The 21594-nt window shown below is 71.0% G+C and carries 19 protein-coding genes and 1 tRNA gene; 14 read left to right on the top strand and 6 right to left on the bottom strand.

The annotated features are described in order from the left end of the window. Positions 1–84: 84 nt before the first annotated feature. Positions 85–501, bottom strand: coding sequence for a DUF3052 domain-containing protein (locus ASE25_RS09310; protein ID WP_056780006.1), 417 nt, complete (start codon positions 499–501; stop codon positions 85–87). A gap of 293 nt (positions 502–794) precedes the next feature. On the opposite strand from ASE25_RS09310, the gene aceE reads away from it, so the two are divergent. From aceE to fabF, 9 genes are all read left to right on the top strand, one after another. Then, the gene (gene aceE / locus ASE25_RS09305; protein WP_056780010.1) at positions 795–3566 is read left to right on the top strand and encodes a pyruvate dehydrogenase (acetyl-transferring), homodimeric type; all 2772 of its coding nucleotides are present in this window, start codon (positions 795–797) and stop codon (positions 3564–3566) included. 148 nt (positions 3567–3714) lie between these two features. Further along, on the top strand, positions 3715–5139 hold the full coding sequence (gene argG, locus ASE25_RS09300) for an argininosuccinate synthase (protein ID WP_056780013.1): 1425 nt from the start codon (positions 3715–3717) through the stop codon (positions 5137–5139). 113 nt (positions 5140–5252) lie between these two features. Then, complete coding sequence (locus tag ASE25_RS09295; protein WP_056824950.1) at positions 5253–5717, top strand: SRPBCC family protein; 465 nt, start codon at positions 5253–5255, stop codon at positions 5715–5717. Positions 5718–5776: 59 nt separating this feature from the next. After that, positions 5777–6493, top strand: a complete 717-nt coding sequence (locus tag ASE25_RS09290; RefSeq protein ID WP_056824948.1) for a class I SAM-dependent methyltransferase — start codon at positions 5777–5779, stop codon at positions 6491–6493. 105 nt (positions 6494–6598) lie between these two features. Then, the gene (locus tag ASE25_RS09285; RefSeq protein ID WP_056824946.1) at positions 6599–7963 is read left to right on the top strand and encodes a CdaR family transcriptional regulator; all 1365 of its coding nucleotides are present in this window, start codon (positions 6599–6601) and stop codon (positions 7961–7963) included. A gap of 46 nt (positions 7964–8009) precedes the next feature. Further along, the gene (locus tag ASE25_RS09280) at positions 8010–8942 is read left to right on the top strand and encodes an ACP S-malonyltransferase (RefSeq protein WP_056824944.1); all 933 of its coding nucleotides are present in this window, start codon (positions 8010–8012) and stop codon (positions 8940–8942) included. Between the two features lie 148 nt (positions 8943–9090). Further along, the gene (locus tag ASE25_RS09275; protein WP_200959039.1) at positions 9091–10146 is read left to right on the top strand and encodes a beta-ketoacyl-ACP synthase III; all 1056 of its coding nucleotides are present in this window, start codon (positions 9091–9093) and stop codon (positions 10144–10146) included. Between the two features lie 138 nt (positions 10147–10284). Further along, positions 10285–10533: an acyl carrier protein gene (locus ASE25_RS09270; protein WP_020145270.1), complete on the top strand. Its 249-nt coding sequence runs from the start codon at positions 10285–10287 to the stop codon at positions 10531–10533. A 169-nt stretch (positions 10534–10702) separates the two neighbouring features. Then, the gene (gene fabF, locus ASE25_RS09265) at positions 10703–11953 is read left to right on the top strand and encodes a beta-ketoacyl-ACP synthase II (RefSeq protein WP_056780027.1); all 1251 of its coding nucleotides are present in this window, start codon (positions 10703–10705) and stop codon (positions 11951–11953) included. 291 nt (positions 11954–12244) lie between these two features. On the opposite strand, the gene ASE25_RS23790 is transcribed toward fabF, so the two are convergent. From ASE25_RS23790 to ASE25_RS09240, 4 genes are all read right to left on the bottom strand, one after another. Further along, the gene (locus ASE25_RS23790) at positions 12245–12634 is read right to left on the bottom strand and encodes an LAGLIDADG family homing endonuclease (protein WP_082622779.1); all 390 of its coding nucleotides are present in this window, start codon (positions 12632–12634) and stop codon (positions 12245–12247) included. A gap of 104 nt (positions 12635–12738) precedes the next feature. Next, a complete protein-coding gene (locus ASE25_RS23785) occupies positions 12739–13617 on the bottom strand; it encodes an HNH endonuclease (RefSeq protein WP_369793470.1) in 879 nt (292 codons plus the stop codon). Positions 13618–14089: 472 nt separating this feature from the next. Next, a complete protein-coding gene (locus ASE25_RS09245; protein WP_082620014.1) occupies positions 14090–14605 on the bottom strand; it encodes a DUF3145 domain-containing protein in 516 nt (171 codons plus the stop codon). Between the two features lie 176 nt (positions 14606–14781). Then, complete coding sequence (locus tag ASE25_RS09240; RefSeq protein WP_056780041.1) at positions 14782–15123, bottom strand: bifunctional 3-phenylpropionate/cinnamic acid dioxygenase ferredoxin subunit; 342 nt, start codon at positions 15121–15123, stop codon at positions 14782–14784. A gap of 168 nt (positions 15124–15291) precedes the next feature. Here ASE25_RS09240 and ASE25_RS09235 point away from each other — a divergent pair. Together ASE25_RS09235 and ASE25_RS09230 are read left to right on the top strand one after the other, a co-directional pair. After that, positions 15292–15365: transfer RNA gene (locus ASE25_RS09235), tRNA-Ile, on the top strand. Positions 15366–16048: 683 nt separating this feature from the next. Next, the gene (locus ASE25_RS09230; RefSeq protein WP_056824941.1) at positions 16049–17020 is read left to right on the top strand and encodes a zinc metalloprotease; all 972 of its coding nucleotides are present in this window, start codon (positions 16049–16051) and stop codon (positions 17018–17020) included. Positions 17021–17118: 98 nt separating this feature from the next. Here the strand turns inward: ASE25_RS09230 and ASE25_RS09225 are convergent, their stop codons facing one another. Beyond that, entirely contained in the window at positions 17119–17925 is an 807-nt protein-coding gene (locus ASE25_RS09225) for a maleylpyruvate isomerase family mycothiol-dependent enzyme (protein WP_056824939.1), read from the bottom strand. A gap of 339 nt (positions 17926–18264) precedes the next feature. Here ASE25_RS09225 and ASE25_RS09220 point away from each other — a divergent pair, with 339 nt between their 5' ends. The 3 genes from ASE25_RS09220 to ASE25_RS09210 all read left to right on the top strand — a co-directional run bounded on the left by ASE25_RS09220 (position 18265) and on the right by ASE25_RS09210 (position 21536). Then, positions 18265–19644, top strand: coding sequence for a M23 family metallopeptidase (locus ASE25_RS09220; protein WP_056824936.1), 1380 nt, complete (start codon positions 18265–18267; stop codon positions 19642–19644). 226 nt (positions 19645–19870) lie between these two features. Next, positions 19871–20599, top strand: a complete 729-nt coding sequence (locus ASE25_RS09215; protein ID WP_156415683.1) for an amino acid ABC transporter ATP-binding protein — start codon at positions 19871–19873, stop codon at positions 20597–20599. A 103-nt stretch (positions 20600–20702) separates the two neighbouring features. Continuing rightward, the gene (locus tag ASE25_RS09210; protein WP_056780055.1) at positions 20703–21536 is read left to right on the top strand and encodes a glutamate ABC transporter substrate-binding protein; all 834 of its coding nucleotides are present in this window, start codon (positions 20703–20705) and stop codon (positions 21534–21536) included. The last annotated feature ends 58 nt before the right edge of the window (positions 21537–21594 follow it).

Genomic DNA, 21594 nt, shown 5'->3' with positions numbered 1-21594 from the left:
ACTGCCCGGGTGTCGCCGCCACCCTCGACAGCGGGCCGGGGCCCCGGCCCGTCGGGCCGGTCCCGGGCCGGACGTCAGGCTGGGTCAGCGGCGCGGACCCTTCGGGGGCATGAGCCGGGTGGCCGCCCAGTCGGCGGCGACGTTGACCTGCCCACCGGTCGTGAGCCCCGCCGTGGACGCGGCCTCCTCGACCTCGCTCGCGTCGACGTGGCCCGGCCGTCCGGCCTTCGGCGTCAGCAGCACGATGAAGCCCTGGTCGAAGAGCTTCGTCAGCCCGTCGACCATGAGGTCGACGAGGTCGTCGTCGCCGTCGCGGTACCAGAGCAGCACCCCGTCCGCGCCGTCGTTGAAGTCCTCGTCCTCGAGCTCGGTCCCGATGGCGTCCTCGAGCTCGAACCGCAGGTCGTCGTCGACGTCGTCGTCATAGCCGAACTCCTGGACGATCTGCCCCTTGGCAAATCCGAGCTTGCTCAAGGACGCCGCTCCCGCGGTCTCGCTCACTGTCACCGGTCCTCTCGATCGTTGGCGCGTCGTGTCATGGCGTGGTGCCACGACATCAGTGCACTGGCTCCGACGCTATCGCGCAAGCCCGACCCGGTGGGTGCGCAACGCGCACGCCGCGCCAGAGGGAGCACACGGCATACCAGCGGGTGGGACGGCGGAGACGCCGCAGTGGCCGTCCCGGGGCTGGACCCGAGTGTGACGGCCACCACGGTTTGGTAGAGGATGGGTGGGTGCAGCGCCGTGGCCGACCGGCCGCGGGCGCCGCCTCGCGACGAGAAAGGACCCACGACGTGGCATCCGAGGCCGGACCGATCCTCAACGGCATCCCCAGTCAGCTCCCGGACATCGACCCGGACGAGACGCAGGAGTGGATCGACTCGCTCGACGCCGTCCTCGACGAGAAGGGCCGGACGCGGGCGCGCTACATCATGCTCAAGCTCATCGAGCGCGCGCGCCAGCAGCAGGTCGGCGTCCCCTCCCTGACGGCGACCGACTACATCAACACGATCCCGCCGGAGCGCGAGCCGTGGTTCCCCGGCGACGAGGACGTCGAGCGCGAGATGCGCCGCTACATCCGCTGGAACGCCGCGATCATGGTGCACCGCGCTCAGCGCCCCGGCATCGGCGTCGGCGGGCACATCTCGACGTACGCGTCCGCCGCGACGCTCTACGAGGTGGGCATGAACCACTTCTTCCGCGGCAAGGACCACCCCGGCGGCGGCGACCAGATCTACTTCCAGGGCCACGCCTCCCCCGGCATGTACGCCCGCAGCTTCCTCGAGGGCCACCTCACCGAGGCTCAGCTCGACGGCTTCCGCCAGGAGAAGAGCCACCGCGTCGACGGCACCGTCGAGGCCGTCCCGTCCTATCCGCACCCGCGGCTGCTCCCCAACTACTGGGAGTTCCCGACGGTGTCGATGGGCATCGGCCCGATGAACGCGATCTACCAGGCGCAGTTCAACAAGTACCTCCACAACCGCGGCATCAAGGACACCAGCCAGCAGGACGTCTGGGCCTTCCTCGGTGACGGCGAGATGGACGAGCCCGAGTCGCGTGGCCTGCTCCAGCTCGCGGCCAACGAGGAGCTCGACAACCTCAACTTCGTCATCAACTGCAACCTGCAGCGCCTCGACGGACCGGTCCGCGGCAACGGCAAGATCATCCAGGAGCTCGAGGCGTTCTTCCGCGGCGCCGGCTGGAACGTCATCAAGGTCGTCTGGGGCCGCGGGTGGGACCCGCTGCTCGCCGCCGACCGCGACGGCGCGCTCGTGCACATCATGAACCAGACGAGCGACGGCGACTACCAGACCTTCCGCGCCAACGACGGCAAGTACGTCCGTGACCACTTCTTCGGTCGCGACCCGCGCACGGCCAAGATGGTCGAGGACTGGTCCGACGACCAGGTGTGGTGGGACCTGAAGCGCGGCGGCCACGACTACCGCAAGGTCTTCGCGGCCTACCAGGCGGCGCGCCAGCACACCGGCCAGCCGACGGTCATCCTCGCCAAGACGATCAAGGGCTACGGCCTCGGCTCGCACTTCGCCGGCCGCAACGCCACGCACCAGATGAAGAAGATGACGCTGGACGACCTCAAGGCCTTCCGCGACAGCCTCCGCATCCCGATCACCGACGAGCAGCTCGAGGCCAACCCCTACCAGCCGCCGTACTACCACCCGGGTGCCGACAGCGAGGTCATCAAGTACTCGATCGACCGTCGCCAGAAGCTCGGTGGCACGCTGCCGAGCCGGCGCGTCGACTTCGAGCCGGTCAAGCTGCCCGGCGACGAGGCGTACGCCCAGGTCAAGAAGGGCTCGGGCAAGCAGGAGGTCGCCACGACGATGGCGTTCGTCCGCCTGCTCAAGGACCTGTTGCGCGACAAGGAGTTCGGCCCGCGCATCGTGCCGATCATCCCCGACGAGGCGCGCACGTTCGGCATGGACGCGTTCTTCCCGACGATCAAGATCTACAACCCCAACGGGCAGAACTACACGCCGGTCGACGCCGAGCTGATGCTCGCCTACCGCGAGAACGTCAGCGGCCAGATCCTGCACCTCGGCATCAACGAGGCGGGCTCGCTCGCCGCGTTCACGGCGGCCGGCACGTCCTACGCGACGCACGGCAAGCCGATGATCCCGATCTACGTCTTCTACTCGATGTTCGGCTTCCAGCGCACGGGTGACTCGATCTGGGCGGCCGCCGACCAGATGACGCGCGGCTTCCTCATCGGCGCGACGGCCGGCCGCACCACCCTGACGGGTGAGGGCCTCCAGCACGCCGACGGCCACAGCCCGCTCCTCGCCGCGACCAACCCGGCCGTCGTGCACTACGACCCGGCCTACGCCTACGAGATCGCGCACATCATGCAGGCCGGCCTCAAGCGGATGTACGGCGAGGGCAACACGCCCGAGGAGTCGAACGTCATCTACTACCTCACGGTCTACAACGAGCCGATCCAGCAGCCGAAGGAGCCCGAGGCCGTCGACGTCGAGGGCATCCTGCGCGGCATGCACCGCATCTCGGTCGCCGACACCGAGGGCTGGACGCACGAGGCGCCGCGGGCGCAGCTGCTCGGGTCCGGCGTCGGCGTGCCGTGGGCGCTCGAGGCGCAGCAGCTGCTCGCCGACGACTGGGGTGTGGCCGCCGACGTCTGGTCGGTCACCTCGTGGAACGAGCTCCGTCGTGACGGCCTCGCGGCCGACGAGCAGGAGTTCCTCTCCCCCGACGGCCCGCCGATCAAGCCGTGGGTCACCCAGTGCCTCGAGGGCACCGAGGGCCCGGTCGTGGGCGTCTCCGACTACATGCGGGCCGTCCAGGACCAGATCCGCGAGTGGGTCCCGGGCACGTACGCCACCCTGGGCGCCGACGGCTTCGGCTTCTCCGACACCCGTGCCGCGGCCCGCCGCTTCTTCCACATCGACGGCCCGTCGGTCGCCGTGCGGACGCTGCAGCTGCTCGCCAAGGAGGGCAAGGTCGACGCCGACGTCCCCCGTCGCGCCGCCGAGAAGTACCAGCTCGACGACGTCACCGCCGGCACCTCCGGCAACGCGGGTGGCGAGAGCTGACGCTCCCCCGCTGACGTATGCCGTGTGGCCCGGTCCCTGCCCAGGGACCGGGCCACACGCACACCCGCCCACCCGTCCCACGGCATACGCCGTCGGGGCGATCCGCGCGATTGGATAGGTATGCGCTGCTGTGCATATACTTACATCCATGTCCAAGGTCCTGACCTCGCTCCCCGTCGGTGAACGTGTCGGCATCGCCTTCTCCGGCGGCCTCGACACCTCTGTGGCTGTTGCCTGGATGCGTGAGAAGGGCGCGGTCCCGTGCACCTACACGGCCGACCTCGGGCAGTACGACGAGCCCGACATCGACTCCGTCCCCGGCCGCGCCGGCCAGTACGGCGCCGAGATCAGCCGCCTCGTGGACTGCAAGGCCGCGCTCGTCGAGGAGGGGCTGTCCGCCATCGCGTGCGGCGCCTTCCACATCCGCAGCGGCGGCAAGACGTACTTCAACACGACCCCGCTCGGCCGCGTCGTCACCGGCACCCTGCTCGTGCGCGCCATGCAGGACGACGGCGTCTCGATCTGGGGCGACGGCTCGACCTTCAAGGGCAACGACATCGAGCGGTTCTACCGCTACGGCCTCATGGCCAACCCGAGCCTGCGCATCTACAAGCCGTGGCTCGACGCCGACTTCGTCACCGAGCTCGGTGGCCGGCACGAGATGTCCGAGTGGCTGACCGCGCGCGAGCTGCCCTACCGCGCGTCCGCCGAGAAGGCGTACTCCACCGACGCGAACATCTGGGGCGCGACGCACGAGGCGAAGACCCTCGAGTTCCTCGACGAGTCGATCGAGGTCGTCGAGCCGATCATGGGCGTCAAGTTCTGGGACCCGTCGGTCGCCATCGAGACCGAGGACGTCACGGTGCGCTGGGAGCGCGGTCGCCCCGTCGCCGTCAACGGCACGGAGTATCCCGACCCCGTCGCCCTCGTCGACGCGGCCAACCGCATCGGCGGCCGCCACGGCCTCGGCATGAGCGACCAGATCGAGAACCGCATCATCGAGGCGAAGTCGCGCGGCATCTACGAGGCCCCCGCCATGGCGCTGCTCCACATCACCTACGAGCGCCTCGTCGCGGCGATCCACAACGAGGACACGATCGCCAACTACCACGCCGAGGGCCGCAAGCTGGGCCGCCTTCTCTACGAAGGCCGCTGGCTCGACCCGCAGGCGCTCATGGTCCGTGAGTCCATCCAGCGCTGGATCGCCTCGGCCGTCACGGGCGAGGTCACGATCCGCCTCCGCCGTGGTGACGACTGGTCGATCGTGGGCACCGCCGGGCCGGCCTTCAGCTACCACCCCGAGAAGCTCTCGATGGAGCGCACCGAGGACGCCGCCTTCGGTCCCGTCGACCGCATCGGCCAGCTGACGATGCGCAACCTCGACATCGCCGACTCCCGCGCCAAGCTCGAGCTGTATGCCGCCCAGGGCCTTCTCGGCGCCGATGCCCGCGAGCTCGTGGGCGAGCTGACGCCGGGTGGCGCGGCCGCGATCTCGGCCAACCCGGCTGCTGTGGGCGTCGACAACGAGGACGACGCGCTCGACCGCGCCGCCATGGAGTTCGGCACCGACTGAGCGTCCCTGACACCGTCGTTCGAGGTGATCCCGGTGGCCGGCCGGCTGCCGGGATCACCTCGACCCGGTGAGGAGGCGGTCCTGCGAGCACTCCGATCGGGTAGGGGCCCTGTATGAGCGACGACGGAAGAATCACCGTCCAGCGCACCATCGACGCCCCGGCCGCCGAGATCTTCGACGTGCTCAGCAACCCGAAGCGCCACCCCCAGCTCGACGGGTCCGGCTTCGTGCGGTCCGACGAGAAGGCCGAGCGCCTCCAGAAGGTCGGCGACGTGTTCCGGATGAACATGGCCGGTGACCACATGGGGGGCGAGTACCAGACCGACAACTCGGTCTCGGGCTACTCGCACAACTCCCTGCTCGCATGGAAGACGGCGCCGGCCGACACCCCGCCGCCCGGGTGGGAGTGGATGTGGGAGCTGTCGCCGGAGGGCCCGAACGCCACCCTCGTGACGCTGAGCTACGACTGGAGCCACGTCACCGACAAGGAGATCCTGTCCAAGGTCAGCTTCCCGCTCGTCGCGAAGAGCCAGCTCGAGGACAGCCTCGGCAACCTCGCGTCAGCCGTCTCGAGCTGACCGACGCACCCGTCGGCGGTCCGGGGGTCTCCCCGTGGCCGCCGCTAGGGTGGCCGGTCATGGACTCGAGCACCCATCTCACCGAGAGCGACCACGTCGCCGGCCAGTACGCCTCCACGGACAACCTCCGCACACGGCGTGACGTCTGGCGCCCGGGCCCCGAGGGCGTGTCCCCCGTGGACGTGCTGCGGACGCTCGTCGTCTCGTCCCAGCCCAGGCGTGTGATCGAGATCGGCTGCGGCACAGGAGCGTTCGCTCGCTCCGTCCTCGACGAGGCCCCGGACGTCGAATACGTCGCGACCGACCTCTCCCCCGCGATGGTCGAGGCGACCCGGGCCTTGGGCGTCATCGCGGAGGTGGCGTCCTCCGACGTCCTGCCCTTCGGTGACGGCTCGTGCGACGCCGCCGTCGCGGCCTGGATGCTCTACCACGTGCCCGACCTCGACGGCACCCTCCGCGAGGTGCGCCGCGTCCTGCGCGACGGGGGCACGCTCTACGTCGCGACGAACGGCCGCGAGCACCTCGCCGGGCTGCTGCGCGAGGCGGGCGGTGACGCGCTCGTCACCCAGTTCATGTCGGAGAATGCCGCCGAGGTGCTCGGTCGACACTTCGAACACGTCGTCCAGCGCCACGTCGAGACCCGCGCGACGTTCGCCGACCACGCGACCGCGAGCGCCTACCTCGCCACCTTCTCCCCCGACCTCGCGGCCTCCCTCCCCCACTTCGAGGGTCCGCGGACGTATGCCGGCCACACCGCCGTCCTGTCGGCCCGCTGACCCGCTCCCGCCGGTGGCCCGCCCCCGGCCAAGACCGTCAGGTGCGCACCCACCGTTTGTGAGCGGCATACAAAGTCGGGGCAGCCGGACACCTAGGCTGGGCCCGTGAGCGGACCGCGGCAGCACCCGAGCGAGGCGACGTCGCGCGCCGTCGAGCGCAGCGCCGGCGAGCTCTCGACGCTGGCTGCCCAGCGCATGGAGGAGCACCTGCGGTGGTACCGCGACCTCTCGGCCGAGGAGCGCTCGCAGGTCGGGCTCGTCGCCCAGGCCGGCATCTCGCAGTTCATCGCGTGGTTCCACCAGGAGGAGAGCCACCCACCGTCGGCCATCTCGATCTTCGCGAACGCGCCGCAGGAGCTGACCCGATCGGTCAGCCTGCGCCAGACGCTCGACCTCGTGCGGACCGTCGTCGACGTCGTCGAGTCGCGGGTCGAGGGCCTCGCCGCCCCCGGCGACGAGCAGCTGCTGCGCGAGTCGGTGCTGCGCTTCTCCCGTGAGATCGCCTTCGCCGCCGCGGAGGTCTATGCCGGCGCGGCCGAGGCCCGTGGCGCGTGGGACGCCCGACTCGAGGCGCTCGTCGTCGACGCCGTCCTGCGCGGCGAGGCCGACGACTCCATGCAGTCGCGGGCCAGCGCGCTCGGGTGGGGGGAGCTCGCAGACGTGACGTTCGTCGTCGGCAGCACCCCCACCGCGAGCGGCGGAGCGGTACCCGCCGTCGACGACCTGCGCCGGGCGGTCCGGCAGCACGGGGTCGAGGCGCTCGCCATCGTCCAGCGCTCGCGGCTCATCGCGATCCTCGGCGGCACCCGTGAGGCGCCGCGGGTCGTCGAGGCCGTCGCGGACTGCTTCGGGCCCGGACCGATCGTGCTCGGGCCGACCGTCCCGCACCTCTTCGCGGCCGGACGCTCGGCACGCGCCGCCCTGAGCGGGCTCGCGGCCGCGCCCGCATGGCCCGATGCGCCGCGCGTGCTCGAGTCGGACGCCGTGCTGCCCGAACGAGCCCTCGCCGGCGACCCCCCGGCCCGCCGGATCCTCGTCGACCGCATCCACCGACCGCTGTCCGCGGCCGGTCACGCACCCCTTCTCCAGACGGCGACCGCCTACCTCGAGCACGGTGGGTCGCTCGAGGCGACGGCGCGGGTCCTCTTCGTGCACCCCAACACCGTGCGCTACCGGCTGGGGCGCTTCTCCGACGTCACGGGCTACGACCTCACGACTCCGCGCGAGGGCTGGGCGGTGCGCATCGCGCTCGCCCTCGGGCGCCTCACGACGACCCCGGCCACTGGCGCAGCCGGATCCGCCGGATCCGCAGGGTCTGCCGGGTCTGCCGGGTCTGCCGGCGTCGGTGCTGCCGGCATCGCGGGCGACGGCGTCGCGGCCGCGGCGTCGCGGGTGCCCCGGCTGCGGCCGCGCACGACCGATCGTTCTCCCTTGGAGGAAACCTCCAAACTATCCCCGACGACTTCGTGACATTCGGTGGCGAGGTCCTCACCGGTAACCCGGAAAGGTTGAGCACGTGCTAGCGATCGTCTGCCCTGGACAGGGCTCCCAGACCCCCGGCTTCCTCGCCCCGTGGCTCGAGCTCGACGGCGTGCGCGAGCAGCTGTCCTCCCTCGGCCGCGCCGCCGGGCACGACCTCGTGGCCCACGGCACCGAGTCCGACGCCGAGACGATCAAGGACACCGCCGTCGCGCAGCCGCTCATCGTCGCGGCCGGCCTCGTGACCGCCTCGGCGCTCTTCCCGTCACGCGCCGAGCTCGCCGCCACGGGCGCCGTCCTCGCCGGACACTCCGTCGGGGAGCTCACCGCCACCGCACTCGCGGGCGTCATCACCGACGACCAGGCGATCGCCCTCGTCGCGACCCGCGGCCGCGCCATGGCCGAGGCCAGTGCGGTCACCCCGACCGGCATGGCGGCCGTGCTCGGCGGCGACCCCGAGGAGGTCCTCGCGGCCCTCGAGACCCATGGTCTGACGCCGGCCAACATCAACGGCGCCGGCCAGGTCGTCGCCGCGGGCACCCTCGAGCAGGTCGAGGCGCTCCGCGGGGCGGCGCCGGCCAAGGCTCGGGTCATCCCGCTCCAGGTCGCCGGGGCGTTCCACACCCACCACATGTCCCCTGCTGTCGACGCACTGGCCGCCGCTGCGGCTGACGTGACGCCGTCGGCGCCGACCGTCCGCCTGCTGTCGAACGCCGACGGTGCCACCGTGGCCGACGGACCCGACGCCCTCGACCGGCTCGTGCACCAGGTCAGCAACCCCGTGCGCTGGGACCGCTGCATGGAGACGATGCTCGCGCTCGGCGTCACGGGCCTGCTCGAGCTCGCCCCGGCCGGCACCCTCGTCGGTCTCGCCAAGAGGGCCATGCCCGGAGTGGAGACCCTGGCCGTCAAGACGCCCGACGACCTCGAGGCGGCGCGCACCCTCGTCGCCGCTCACGCGTCCACCTGACGACACCGACGTCCCATGACTGGCGCACCGACCCCGACAGGGGCACGCTCGTGGAGAGGTCCCCGTCCGGCGGCGACCCCGTCTCACCAGGACCTCTCCCGCGCCGCACCACGACCCACCTGAACCCTCACCCTCGAGAAGGCCTCACGTGACATCCACCAGCGCCACCGCGCCGACGCCCAAGGGCACCGGCACCCTCGTCGACACCGGCGCCGCGCGCCACTCGCGGATCCTGGGTGTGGGCGCCTACCGCCCCGCCCGCGTCGTCATGAACTCCGAGATCGTCGACAAGATCGACTCGAGCGACGAGTGGATCCGGGAGCGGTCCGGCATCATCAGCCGCCACTACGCCGCCCACGACGAGAGCGTCATCGACATGGCCGAGGCCGCCTCCCGCCAGGCCCTCGAGCACGCCGGCGTCACGCCGGAGCAGATCGGCTTCGTCCTCGTCGCCACCGTCACGCACCCCTACCAGACGCCGGCCGCGGCGCCCGAGCTCGCCTCCCGGCTCGGCTCGACGGCCCCGGCCCTCGACATCTCGGCCGCGTGCGCCGGCTACTGCTACGGCGTCGCGATGGCGAGCGACATGGTCAAGGGCGGCTCGGCCGACTACGTCCTCGTCGTCGGCGTCGAGAAGCTCAGCGACTTCACCGACCCCTACGACCGCGGAAGCGCGTTCATCTTCGGCGACGGCGCCGGCGCGTGCGTCATCGGCCCGAGCGACACCCCGGGCATCGGCCCGACGGTCTGGGGCTCCGACGGCACCCAGCGTGACGCCATCACCCAGAGGCAGGCCTGGACCGACGTCCGCGAGTCGTGGCAGTCCGCGCAGGCCGACAAGAACGTCTGGCCCGCGATCGGCATGGCCGGTCAGACCGTCTTCCGCTGGGCCGTCTGGGGCATGGCCCCGGTGGCGCAGCAGGCCATCGACAAGGCGGGCATCAAGGCCGACGACCTCGACGCCTTCATCCCGCACCAGGCGAACATCCGCATCATCGACGCCATGGTCAAGCAGCTCAAGCTGCCGGCCGACATCCCCGTGGCCCGCGACATCGTCACCACGGCCAACACGTCCGCCGCCTCGGTGCCGCTCGCGATGACCCGCATGCTCGCCGAGAAGGAGATCCCCAGCGGCGGCCTCGCGCTCCAGATCGGCTTCGGTGCCGGTCTGGTGTATGCCGCGCAGGTCGTCGTGCTGCCCTGAGCACTCCCAGCACGGGCAGTCACTGCACTCCCGCCGGTCCCGACGGGTCATTCGGGCCACGGATCGCCATCCACCACGGATGACAGCCCCGAGCACCACCGCAAGCACGAACCGCCAACACGAACAAGGAGCAGACAGATGGCTCAGTCCGAGCAGGAGATCCTCGAGGGTCTTGCCGAGATCGTCAACGAGGAGACCGGCCTCGACACCGCGTCCGTCGAGATGGACAAGTCCTTCACCGAGGACCTCGACATCGACTCCCTCTCGATGATGACGATCGTCGTCAACGCCGAGGAGAAGTTCGGCGTGCGCATCCCGGACAGCGAGGTCAAGAACCTCAAGACCGTCCGCGACGCCGTCACCTTCATCGCCGGCGCGCAGTCCTGATGCACCCGGTCGGCGCCCGGCACCACCGGGCGCCGACCGAGCCGCACCAGCGGCTCTCGCCACCCACGCAGCACCGCAGCAGCCTCGTCAGACAGCACCGCAGCAGCCTCGTCAGACCCAGCACCACTCGCACCACCCCACCCCACTCGACTCAGAGGAGCACGTCACCATGACGTCCAATCGCGACCGACGCGTCGTGGTCACCGGTCTCGGAGCCACCACGCCCCTGGGCGGTACCGCCACGGAGACGTGGGAGGCCCTGCTCGCCGGCCGGTCCGGCGCCCGTACGATGGACTTCGACTGGGTCGCCAAGTACGAGCTCCCCGTCACCTTCGCCGCGACGATAGCGACCCCGCCGATCGACGTGCTCGCCAAGGTCGAGACGCGCCGTCTCGACCCGTCGAGCCAGTACGCCCTCATCGCCGCACGTGAGGCGTGGGCCGACGCCGGCGCCCCTGAGGTCGACCCCGAGCGACTCGGAGCCGCGATCGGCTCCGGCATCGGCGGCGTGTGGACCCTCCTCGACCAGTGGGACGTGCTCAAGGAGAAGGGCCCGCGCCGCGTCTACCCGCTCGCGGTCCCGATGCTCATGCCCAACGGGCCTGCCGCAGCCGTGTCGCTCGACCTCGGCGCCCGCGCCGGGGCCCACACGACGGTCAGCGCGTGCGCGTCCGGCGCCGAGAGCATGGGCTACGCCATCGACATGATCCGCACGGGCCGCGCCGACGTCGTCGTCGCCGGCGGCACGGAAGCCGCCGTCCACCCGCTGCCCATCTCGGGGTTCGCCGCGATGCAGGCGCTCTCGACGCGCAACGACGACCCGGCCCGGGCCTCGCGTCCCTACGACACCGGCCGTGACGGCTTCGTCCTCGGTGAGGGCGCCGCCGTCATCGTCCTCGAGTCGGAGGAGCACGCCCGCGCCCGCGGCGCCCGCATCTACGCCGAGCTCGCGAGCGTCGGCATGTCCGCCGACGCCCACCACATCACCGCCCCCGAGCCCAACGGCTCCGGTGCGGCACGGGCGATGCTGTTTGCCGTCGAGCGGGCCGACCTGTCACCGACCGACATCATCCACATCAACGCGCACGCCACCTCGACCCCCGTCGGTGACGTGGCCGAGTACAACGCCATCAAGCGGGCCTTCGGCGACCACACCGAGAACATGTCGGTGACGGCCACGAAGTCGATGACCGGGCACCTGCTCGGCGCGGCGGGTGCGCTCGAGGCGGTCATCACGATCCAGTCGATCTACCACCGTCTCGTGCCGGCGACGATCAACCTCGACGACCAGGACCCCGAGATCCCCCTCAACGTCGTCACGGGTGAGCACCAGAAGCTGCCCGACGGCGACCTCGCCGCCCTGAACAACTCGTTCGGCTTCGGCGGCCACAACGTCGCCCTGGCGATCCGCAGCATCTGACTCATCGCCACGCCGGAACCAGAGCCCTGACTGCTCAAGAGTGGTCAGGGCTCTGGTGTCCGTTCGTGATGCCATGCCGGAGCCTCCATCGGCGCACGGATACCGACTTCATGGTGCGCCCGAGGATCTCCGCGGTCTCGGCGAGCGATGCGACAGCAGCAGCTCGTCCTGCGCCGCCGTCCACTTCTCTCGCTTGACGCCGTAGCGACCGGCCTTCTCCGGCAGTGGCTGCCACGCCGCGACCTCGGCCGCGGCGCTCGCCTTTCGAGCCATGACCGGCCAGTCCCCCGCCTACCAGCAATGCCCTGCCATCAGCGCTGCGGACGTGTTGGTCACCATCACGTTGAACACTCGGTCACGGGTGTTCCGCCGTGTGGAGCGTCGTACACCGCAGACCTCCCAGACCTGGTCCTCGAAGAACCGCGCCATGGGCTCGGAAGCGGTCACCAGGCTCACGAACGGCGCACCCGTCCGCGTGAACCCCACCGATCCATCCCCATCGAGCACCCCCCGCAGGTACGCCCTCGACACCAGCCCACATTCTCTCGGTGGAGCCACGTCGCGCTCATGTAGCTCGATGCCAACCTTGCCCTTGTGGTCAACACACCCCGAGTGCCATCCGTCCGTGTGCAGGAGTCCGAGCAGGTAGGAAACCTCGGGTCGGGACGGATCTAGCAACATGATCAGACGCTAGGCGGTGCCACCGACACAGCCTTCGCACTGGCAGGTCTCTGCCGGGTGGCGGCGTCCGTCGGGAGCGCGCCACCCGGCATACGTCCTCGGTGTCAGGCGCTGCGCGCCGTGTCGTGCGCCGACGGGCGCACGTTGCCGGGGAGCTCGGTCGTCGGGCGCCCCTTGGCGAGCAGCTGCCCGCCCCAGACGCCCCACTCGAGGCGCTGCTGCGCCACGGCCAGGCAGGCCTCGGCGAGCGGGCACGCCCGGCACACCGTCCTGGCCTGATCGGCCTCGGCCTCGGTGGCCGGCCAGAAGAGGTCCGGATCCTCCGCCGCGCAGAGCGGCAGGGCGCCGCCCAGCTCGAAGGGATGCTCCGACGCCGCGCGGAAGATCCACGCGTCGAGCGCCTGGCCGCCCCGGGTAGCCGGGCGGAGACCGACCTGTCCGAGGGACTGGGTCCGAAGGGTCGTACGGTTCCTCGTCATCTGGCGGGCTCCTTCCCGAGCTCGGTGACGTGCGTCGCGGTCGATGTGGTCGTCCGGGCGAAGTAGCAGGTGCACCCGGGTCGGGACGTAGGGCTCCCAGCGCATCGGCATCCGCGCCTCGTCCGGGGTGCGGTCACCCTTGCGGAGGTTGCACGGCTCGCAGGCCGCCACTGCGTTGGTCCACGACGTCGCACCGCCGCGCGATCGCGGCAGGACGTGGTCCATGGTCGTGGCCGTGAAGCGGCCGCAGTAGGCGCACTGGTGCCGGTCGCGAAGCAGCACACCCTCACGCGAGTAGGCGGCCCGGGTGCGCGAGTAGAGCCACTTCTGCTCGACGTACCGCACCAGCCGCACGACGACCGGCACCTGGTAGGGGCCGAAACGCTCCGTGGCGTGGACCTCGACGGGGGTTGCGACGCCACGCCAGATCATCCGCACGGCGTGCCGCACCGAGACGCGGTGCAGCAGCGTCTCGTCGGCGTTCCACACCTCGACCTGGGTCATGGTCGGTCCTCCTCTCCGTGGTCTCGTCGGGTCGTCGTGGGTCGTCAGGTCGACAGGCGGCACGAGAAGAGCCGCCCCGTCCGGGTCATCCCGGGGGCGGCTCGACGATGGGAGCGGGTGAGGTTCGTCGCGTCAGCGAGGTCGCAGGCGGGGATGCCGTGGCTGGGGGTGCCGGATGCCGCACTCCCCGACGAACGGGTAGGCCACATCGGCGAGGCACAGGCTGCGCTTCGCTTCCATGGTGAGTCCCGTTGCCATGACAGGCCTTTCGTCCGCGGACGGTGAGAAGTATTGGGGCACAGCGGTCGCCGCGCCCCGGTCGATGATGACAGGCCGCAGCACCCGTCGGCCAGTGGTTTTTCGAGGACCGTTCGCTGAACCAGACATGACGAGGGCCCGGGAGCACGAACCGCCCGGGCCCTCGTCACCTCGTGCACCGCGCTGGAGCCGCGGCGGGCGAGACGTCTGGTGGTCAGCCCACCTGGTGCAGCCAGCGCACGGCGGCGCCGTCACCGGCGTAGCGGAAGACCTCGAGCTCCTCGTCCCACGGGACTCCGAGCAACAGGTCGATCTCGTCCTGGAGCGCCTCGACGTCGCCGCGCGTGCGCAGGATCGCCTCCCTGAGTCGGTCCTCCTGGACGACGGCGTCTCCGGACGCCGACGTCATGGCGTGGTGGATGCCGAGCCGCGGCGTGTAGGACCATCGAGCGCCGTCGCAGCCGGGCGACGGCTCCTCCGTCACCTCGTAGCGCAGCCCGTCCCAGCCGCGCAGCGCGCTGGCCAGCTCGGCCCCGGTCCCCGGGGCGCCGGTCCAGGACAGCTCGGTCCGCACCATGCGCGGCGCGGCCGGCTGGGGGATCCAGTCGAACGTCAACGGCTGGTCCAGGACGGCCTCGATCGCCCAGGTGATGTGCGGGCAGAGCGCGGCCGGGGCTCCGTGTACGAACAGAACCCCGCGTGTCGTGGTGCGCGGCATCGCGACAGCCATCCGAACCTCCTGAAGTTGCAGGGACGTCTTCCCCAACGCCTGCTGCTTCACGTGCCGGTGGACTGACTCGGTGGTGCCGGATGAACGTGCTCGACGGCGAGCACTCGCCCCATTGTGCACCACGAGACACATCGGCACCAGCAGTCTCAGGAACCGATATGTGGCTTTCGCTCCGCTCAGCTACCGGCGGCCACGCCCGGGAAGAGGTGGACCTCGTCGCCCCGGACCTCCACCTTGTGGGTGCGCACCGGCTTCGTCGCCGGAAGGCACATCGGCTTGCCGTCGCTCAGGCAGAAGCGGGTGGCATGGAGCGGGCACTCGACCTCGCCGGCCTCGATCCACCCGTCGGCCAGGGAGGCGTCCTCGTGCGAGCACGTGTCGTCAAGGGCGTAGTACGTGCCGTCGTCGTCACGGAAGAGCGAGATCGGTTCGTCCGTGCCCGTGACCGCCGTGTCGAGGACGAGCGCCTCACCGGGCTCGACGTCGTCGACCGCTGCCACGCGGATGCCGTCACTCATGCTCGTCGTTTCCTCACGTGCCCGGGGTCGGTGGTCAACGGCGAGCCTAGAGGTTGGGTGCCCGGCGACCGCGCCCGCCCCGTGCCCGCCCAACGCCCGCCTCCACGACGGTCGCCGACCGGTCGCTAGACTCCGACCGATCTCAGCGGCCGAGCCGCTGACGGTCCCGGGGCAGTAGCTCAGCCGGTCAGAGCAGCGGACTCATAATCCGTCGGTCCAGGGTTCAAGCCCCTGCTGCCCCACCGGATACCGGAGGCGCCGGCCCGCCGCCACCGTGGGGCTGGCCGGCGGGGTGCGACCACCGCCGGCCAGTCCTGCACCGAGTGGCCCGCTCGCGGACCGGTCGGTACCCGGACGGTGTTGAGGGGAGAGCACGGACCCCGGGGGTGGGAGTCGGGCCCGGTGCTCGTCGACCACGAGGGCCGCGCCGTCCGCCGGGCCGCGCCGACCCTTCTCCCGAGAAGGGGCCTGCGGGCCCTGCCCCCAGTGTCCACCCGCGCCCGCACGTCCCGTGAGGAAACCGCACAGATCGGGGCAGTCAGGACACCCCCCCACCACGGGCCACGACGTCGCCGGACAGCGGTCGGGGCGGGTCCCGCCGACTCCCCCGGCAGAACCCGCCCCGTCCTCACCCCCCAGCCGGCTCCCCCGCCGGTCCTACCCCGACCCGTCCCCCCACGGTCCTGGTCGGGCTTCCTCCCCCACAACGACCACTGTGCCGTGCGGACTGCAAGATCGAAACCCCCCAAATGCCGTGGTTTCCGCAAGATTGCCGCAAGCCGGGCGACGGGATCCGTCGTGTCACACGGCCCGGGCCGACCGTTCCGCCGGTCAAACTTCGTAACCCGCCAAGGCCCCGCGGCGACCCCGGCGCCGAGTAGGTTCCGAGAACTGCACGCCGGCGCCACCACAGGGGAGATCACGTATGCCACGCAAGCCCGCCCTCCGCTGGATGGCCGTCACGGCCGCCGCGTTCAGCGTCGTCGCCGCCGGGTCCTCCGGCGCGACGGTCAGCGCCGCTCCGACCGGTGCCACCCACGCCCTCACGGAGGCCTCGCCCGGTGCGGCCGCGTGCGAGACGGCGCCCGACGTCGCGCGCGTCCGTGCCGGCAGCACCGCCAAGGAACCGGAGCTGTACTCCACGAACGAGGCGAACGCATACGGCGTCGTCAAGGACGCGCCACGGATGCCCAACGGCAGCGTCCACATCCCGACGGTCTTCCACGTCGTCTCCGACCACGCGCTCTCGGTCACCGAGAAGGCACGCTGGCAGCGACTCATCACCGCGCAGATGACGGTGCTCAACAACTCGTACAGCGGCAGGACCGCCCCGGGCGCGGCCGACTCACCGTTCCGCTTCTCGCTGGCGAAGATCGACTACACCGTCAACGCGCAGTGGTACACCGTCACGCCGGGCAAGACCGAGCGCGACATGAAGAAGGCGCTCTACACGGGCAACTCCGAGACGCTCAACGTCTACTCCGCGAACATCGGCGGGGGTCTGCTCGGCTGGGCCTATTTCCCCAAGGGCTACAACAACGGCCGCGACTTCATCGACGGCGTCGTCATGCTCGACGAGTCGATGCCCGGCGGCACGGCCGGCAAGTACGCCGAAGGTGACACGCTGACCCACGAGGTCGGCCACTGGCTCATGCTCGAGCACACCTTCAAGGGTGCCTGCTCCGCCAGCGGCGACTTCGTGGCCGACACCCCGCGGGAGGCCGTCCCGCAGTTCGACTGCCCCACGGAGGCCGACACGTGCAGCGCGCCCGGGCTCGACCCGATCCACAACTTCATGGACTACACGCAGGACTCGTGCATGAACATGTTCACCCGGGGCCAGGTCGAGCGGATGAACGACGCCTGGGTCGCCTTCCGCAGGGTCCCGACGACCTGACGGTCAGCGCCCACGCAGCTGCTGGCGTATGCCGGGTGCTGCGGACGTCGGAGCCCGCCGGCCTCGTGGCCGGCGGGCTCCGACGCGTTCGGGTCGGGTCAGAAGCCCGGGAAGACCGCCCGCAGCGCCGGCAGGTGCTCGGCGCCGGTGACGTCGTCGGGCGTGTGCTCGGCGTCGAGGCGGCCGTAGACGAGGCGAACGAGCGACTCCGCGGGCAGCACCACGTCGGTGGTGTCGGCCGAGGGCTCTCCGCCGGCCGTCGTCGCGGCGGCCTCGTCGACGGGCTCGAGGCGGATCGCGTCCGCGTCGACGTCGAGCCGGAAGCGCCGCTCGGTCCCCTGCGTGCCGACGACGACCGAGGTGGGGCCGACGTCCGCCGACGGCCGGCCGGCGAAGGCGACCGTGCCCGGCAGCCGGTCGACGAGCAGGTCCACGGCCTCAGGCCCCACGGTCGCGGCGGGGTCGAGGACCACCTCGACGTCCCACGTATGCACGGCGTGCTCGGCCAGCCGGGCGGCGGCGACCCCTGAGAGGTCGGACGGGCCGCCGAAGAGCTCGACCTCGAACGGCGCTCCGGACGACGCGACCTCCTCGAGCCGCTCGACGAAGCGGTCGTTGGCCACGACGCTCTCGCTGACCTGGTCGGCCGGCGTCATGGCGTCCCACCGCGCCCACACGGCCTTGAAGGCGTCGCCGTCCGGGGCGGCGCCGTCGGCGAGACCCGAGTCGAGGAAGAGGCCGAAGATCTCGGCCTGGCTGCCGAGGTGGGACGCGACCTGGGCGATGCTCCAGTCGGCGGGGTAGGCCCTGCTCTCGTACTGCTGCGGCTCGACGCGGTCGAGGACGCCCCGGAGCCTTTCGTGAGACGTGCGGACGGCGTCGATCCAGGCTGCCTGCGGGGTCATTGCTGGCTCCATCTGCTCTACGGGATACGGTCTCATGCGCCAACCGCCCGACGGCGTCCCCGATTCCCGACCGGCCGAGAGACGGACATTGTCCCCATCAGTCACATACGTCACCGATTCCCGACGCATTTTCGCGGGAACCGCCCCCTGCACATCGGCCCGACCTATGGTGGTCGTGACCGGCCGGTCAGGACGTGGGGGCGTTCGTGGGGGCCTTCCGGTTGCGGCGGCGCGACCGCCGGGAGAGTGTCGATGGTGACAGTGGGTGTGCCTCGAGGGGGTGGCTTGACGGTGACAGATGCCAATGAGCGCAGCGGTCCGTTCGTCCTGAACATCAGGATGAGCGGTCGACTCGTGCCTTTCGCGACGATGCTGCTCCTCTTCGCCCTGCTGCCGTTCCTCGGGGGCAGCACCCCCCAGACCCCGACCGCCTCGGTCGTGCTCGCGGCCGGCTCGCCGGCCGCGGTCCAGGACGCCGTATCCGCCGTGGGACAGGCCCGCAAGGAGCTGACCGGGTCGGTCACCGGCTCGCCGACGGTCGCCCTCGCCCCGGTCGACTCCGCGTTCAGCGCCGCCATCGGAGGCGGCCTCTTCATGTTCCCGGCGATCAGCCTGGCACCCGCCACGGCCCAGGCCATCGCGGCCCCGATCATCGGCCGCCCGCTGTTCATCCACCCGGTCCCCGGCGGCGAGACCTCGCCCTTCGGGCCGCGCATCCACCCGCTCCTCGGCCGCCCGATGTTCCACACGGGCATCGACCTCGCCGCCGCCTGCGGGACCCCGATCCACGCAGCCGCCGACGGCACGGTCATCTACGCCCGCGTCTCCGCGTCCTGGGGTGGACGCACGATCATCGAGCACACCCCGACGCTCAAGACGGCCTACGGCCACCAGTCGAAGTTCCTCGTCACCGAGGGTCAGCACGTCAAGCAGGGCCAGGTCATCGGCCTGAGCGGCACGACCGGATGGTCGACCGGGTGCCACCTGCACTTCGACGTCATCGTCAACGACCGCTACGTCGACCCTGCGCCGTACCTCGGCTTCGCGCCGTCAGCCACGGCCTCCGTGCCGTATGCCGTCGTCCCGCACCTCGTGCTCGACCCGGGCGGCCGCGTCATCCGGACCGTCGCCGACGGCGACGTGCCGATCCCCCAGGCGACGCAGGCCCCGAGCGACGTGACGAGCACGGGCGGTCGGCCGCCGACCTCGACCCCGACCACGTCGCAGCCCGGGACCACGACGGTCATTCCGACGACGGTCATTCCGACGACGGTCATTCCGACGACGCGTCCCTCGACGACGACGAGCGCCCCGAGCCCGACGACCACGTCGAAGCCCACGACCACCAAGCCATCGCCCACCACGACGACGAGCGCGCCGTCCACGACGGTCCCGCCGCCGACGACCCCCGCTCCGGCCACGAGCACGACGACGACCGCCCCGCCGAGCACGACGACGACCACGGCCGACCCGCCTCCCGTGACCACGAGCGACCCGCCGCCGCCCCCGCCGCCCCCGCCGCCGTCGTCGTCGGTGGCTCCGAGTGCTCCTGCGGCCGCCCCGGTCGCGGCAGACCCCACGCCGACGGCCACCGTGACGGAGACGGCGACCCAGGTCCTGAAGACCGCCACGGAGATCGCGACCGCGATCGCCACGGCCATCGACACCTCGACGAGCCAGCCCACCGACTCGTCGACGACGGCCGCGGTCGGTCCCTGAGCGGGACGCCCAGTGGCCCCGGCCCGCGGGCCGGGTGGCGGCTGACCGGTCCGTTTTCGGTCTAGGACCGGGTGCGCGTGCTTCGACGGCACTCCTCACGATTCGAGCACGCTCGGCGCGGAGGGTGCTCGACGGTCCCCGGAGCCGATAGGTTTCCGGAATGGACGACGTGAACCCCGACACCGCGGCGCCGAGCGATCGCACCCCGGACACGCCTCGTGACCCCATGGTCGTCATCGACGGCGTCAACAAGCACTTCGGCGACCTGCACGTGCTGCGCGACATCAACCTCACGGTCGGCAAGGGCGAGGTGGTCGTCGTCCTCGGACCGTCCGGCTCGGGCAAGTCGACGCTGTGCCGCGCCATCAACCGCCTCGAGACCATCGAGTCGGGCACCATCTCGATCGACGGCAAGGCCCTGCCCGAGGAGGGCAAGCCGCTCGCGCAGCTGCGCGCCGACGTCGGGATGGTCTTCCAGTCCTTCAACCTCTTCGCGCACAAGACGATCCGCGACAACGTGACGCTCGGACCGATCAAGGTCCGCAAGAAGTCCAAGTCCGACGCGGACCAGCAGGCGACCGACCTGCTCAAGCGCGTCGGCGTCGAGGCCCAGGCCGACAAGTACCCCGCGCAGCTCTCCGGCGGACAGCAGCAACGTGTCGCCATCGCGCGCTCCCTCGCGATGGGGCCCAAGGTCATGCTCTTCGACGAGCCCACCTCGGCCCTCGACCCGGAGATGGTCAACGAGGTCCTCGACGTCATGGTCGGCCTCGCCAAGGAGGGCATGACGATGATCGTCGTCACCCACGAGATGGGCTTCGCCCGCAAGGCTGCCGACCGGGTCGTCTTCATGGCCGACGGCCAGATCGTCGAGACCGGCACACCGCAGGAGTTCTTCACCCACCCGAAGAGCGACCGTGCCAAGGACTTCCTCGGCAAGATCCTCACCCACTGACCCACCCACCGAACCCACTCACCCCACGGGACCACGGGACCTAGCGACAGGGAGCGGTACGCAGCACCGCGTGCCGCGAGCAACCACTCAGGGAGGAACCCAGATGAAGGCACGACGAATCGGAGCCGTAGCTGCCGCTGCGACACTCGCTCTCACGCTCGCCGCGTGTGGCTCCGGCACCAGCGGGGGCGACGCCGGCAGCGGCGACGCGCTCAAGATCGGCATCAAGTTCGACCAGCCCGGCCTCGGCCTCAAGAAGGGCACCGAGTACACCGGCATGGACATCGACGTCGCCAAGTACGTCGCCAAGGAGCTCGGCACCTCCGAGGACAAGATCACCTGGGTGCAGGCGCCCAGCGCCCAGCGCGAGGACCTCATCTCCACCGGTCAGGTGAAGTTCATCGTGGCGACGTACTCCATCACCGACGCGCGCAAGGAGAAGGTCTCCTTCGCCGGCCCCTACTTCGTCGCAGGACAGGACCTCCTCGTCCGCGCCGACGACACCTCGATCACCGGTCCGGACAGCCTCAACGGCAAGAAGCTCTGCTCGGTCAAGGGCTCGACCTCGGCCCAGAAGGTCAAGGACAAGTTCGCCCAGACGGTGCAGCTGCAGGAGTTCGGGACGTACTCCGAGTGTCTGCCCGCTCTCGCCACCGGCGGCGTCGACGCCCTGACGACCGACGACGCCATTCTCGCCGGCTTCGCGGCCCAGCCCGAGAACAAGGGCAAGTTCAAGCTCGTCGGCAAGCCGTTCTCGACGGAGAACTACGGGATCGGCCTGAAGAAGGGCGACACGGCCCTCTGCCAGAAGATCACGGACGCGATCAAGAAGATGCAGAGCGACGGCTCCCTGCAGAAGGCCATCGACGCCAACCTCGGCCCGGCCAACTACAAGCCCGGCCCGGGCAACCCGCCCACGCCGGCTGCGTGCTCCTGACCGACTCCCACCTCGAGGGCGGGTCGCTCACCACACGGTGCGCGGCCCGTCCTCGGCG

The sequence above is a fragment of the Terrabacter sp. Root85 genome (assembly GCF_001429185.1).
Classification (GTDB): domain Bacteria; phylum Actinomycetota; class Actinomycetes; order Actinomycetales; family Dermatophilaceae; genus Terrabacter.
Note: the sequence above shows the minus strand (reverse complement) of the source record. Positions and strands in the feature narration are given on the sequence as shown.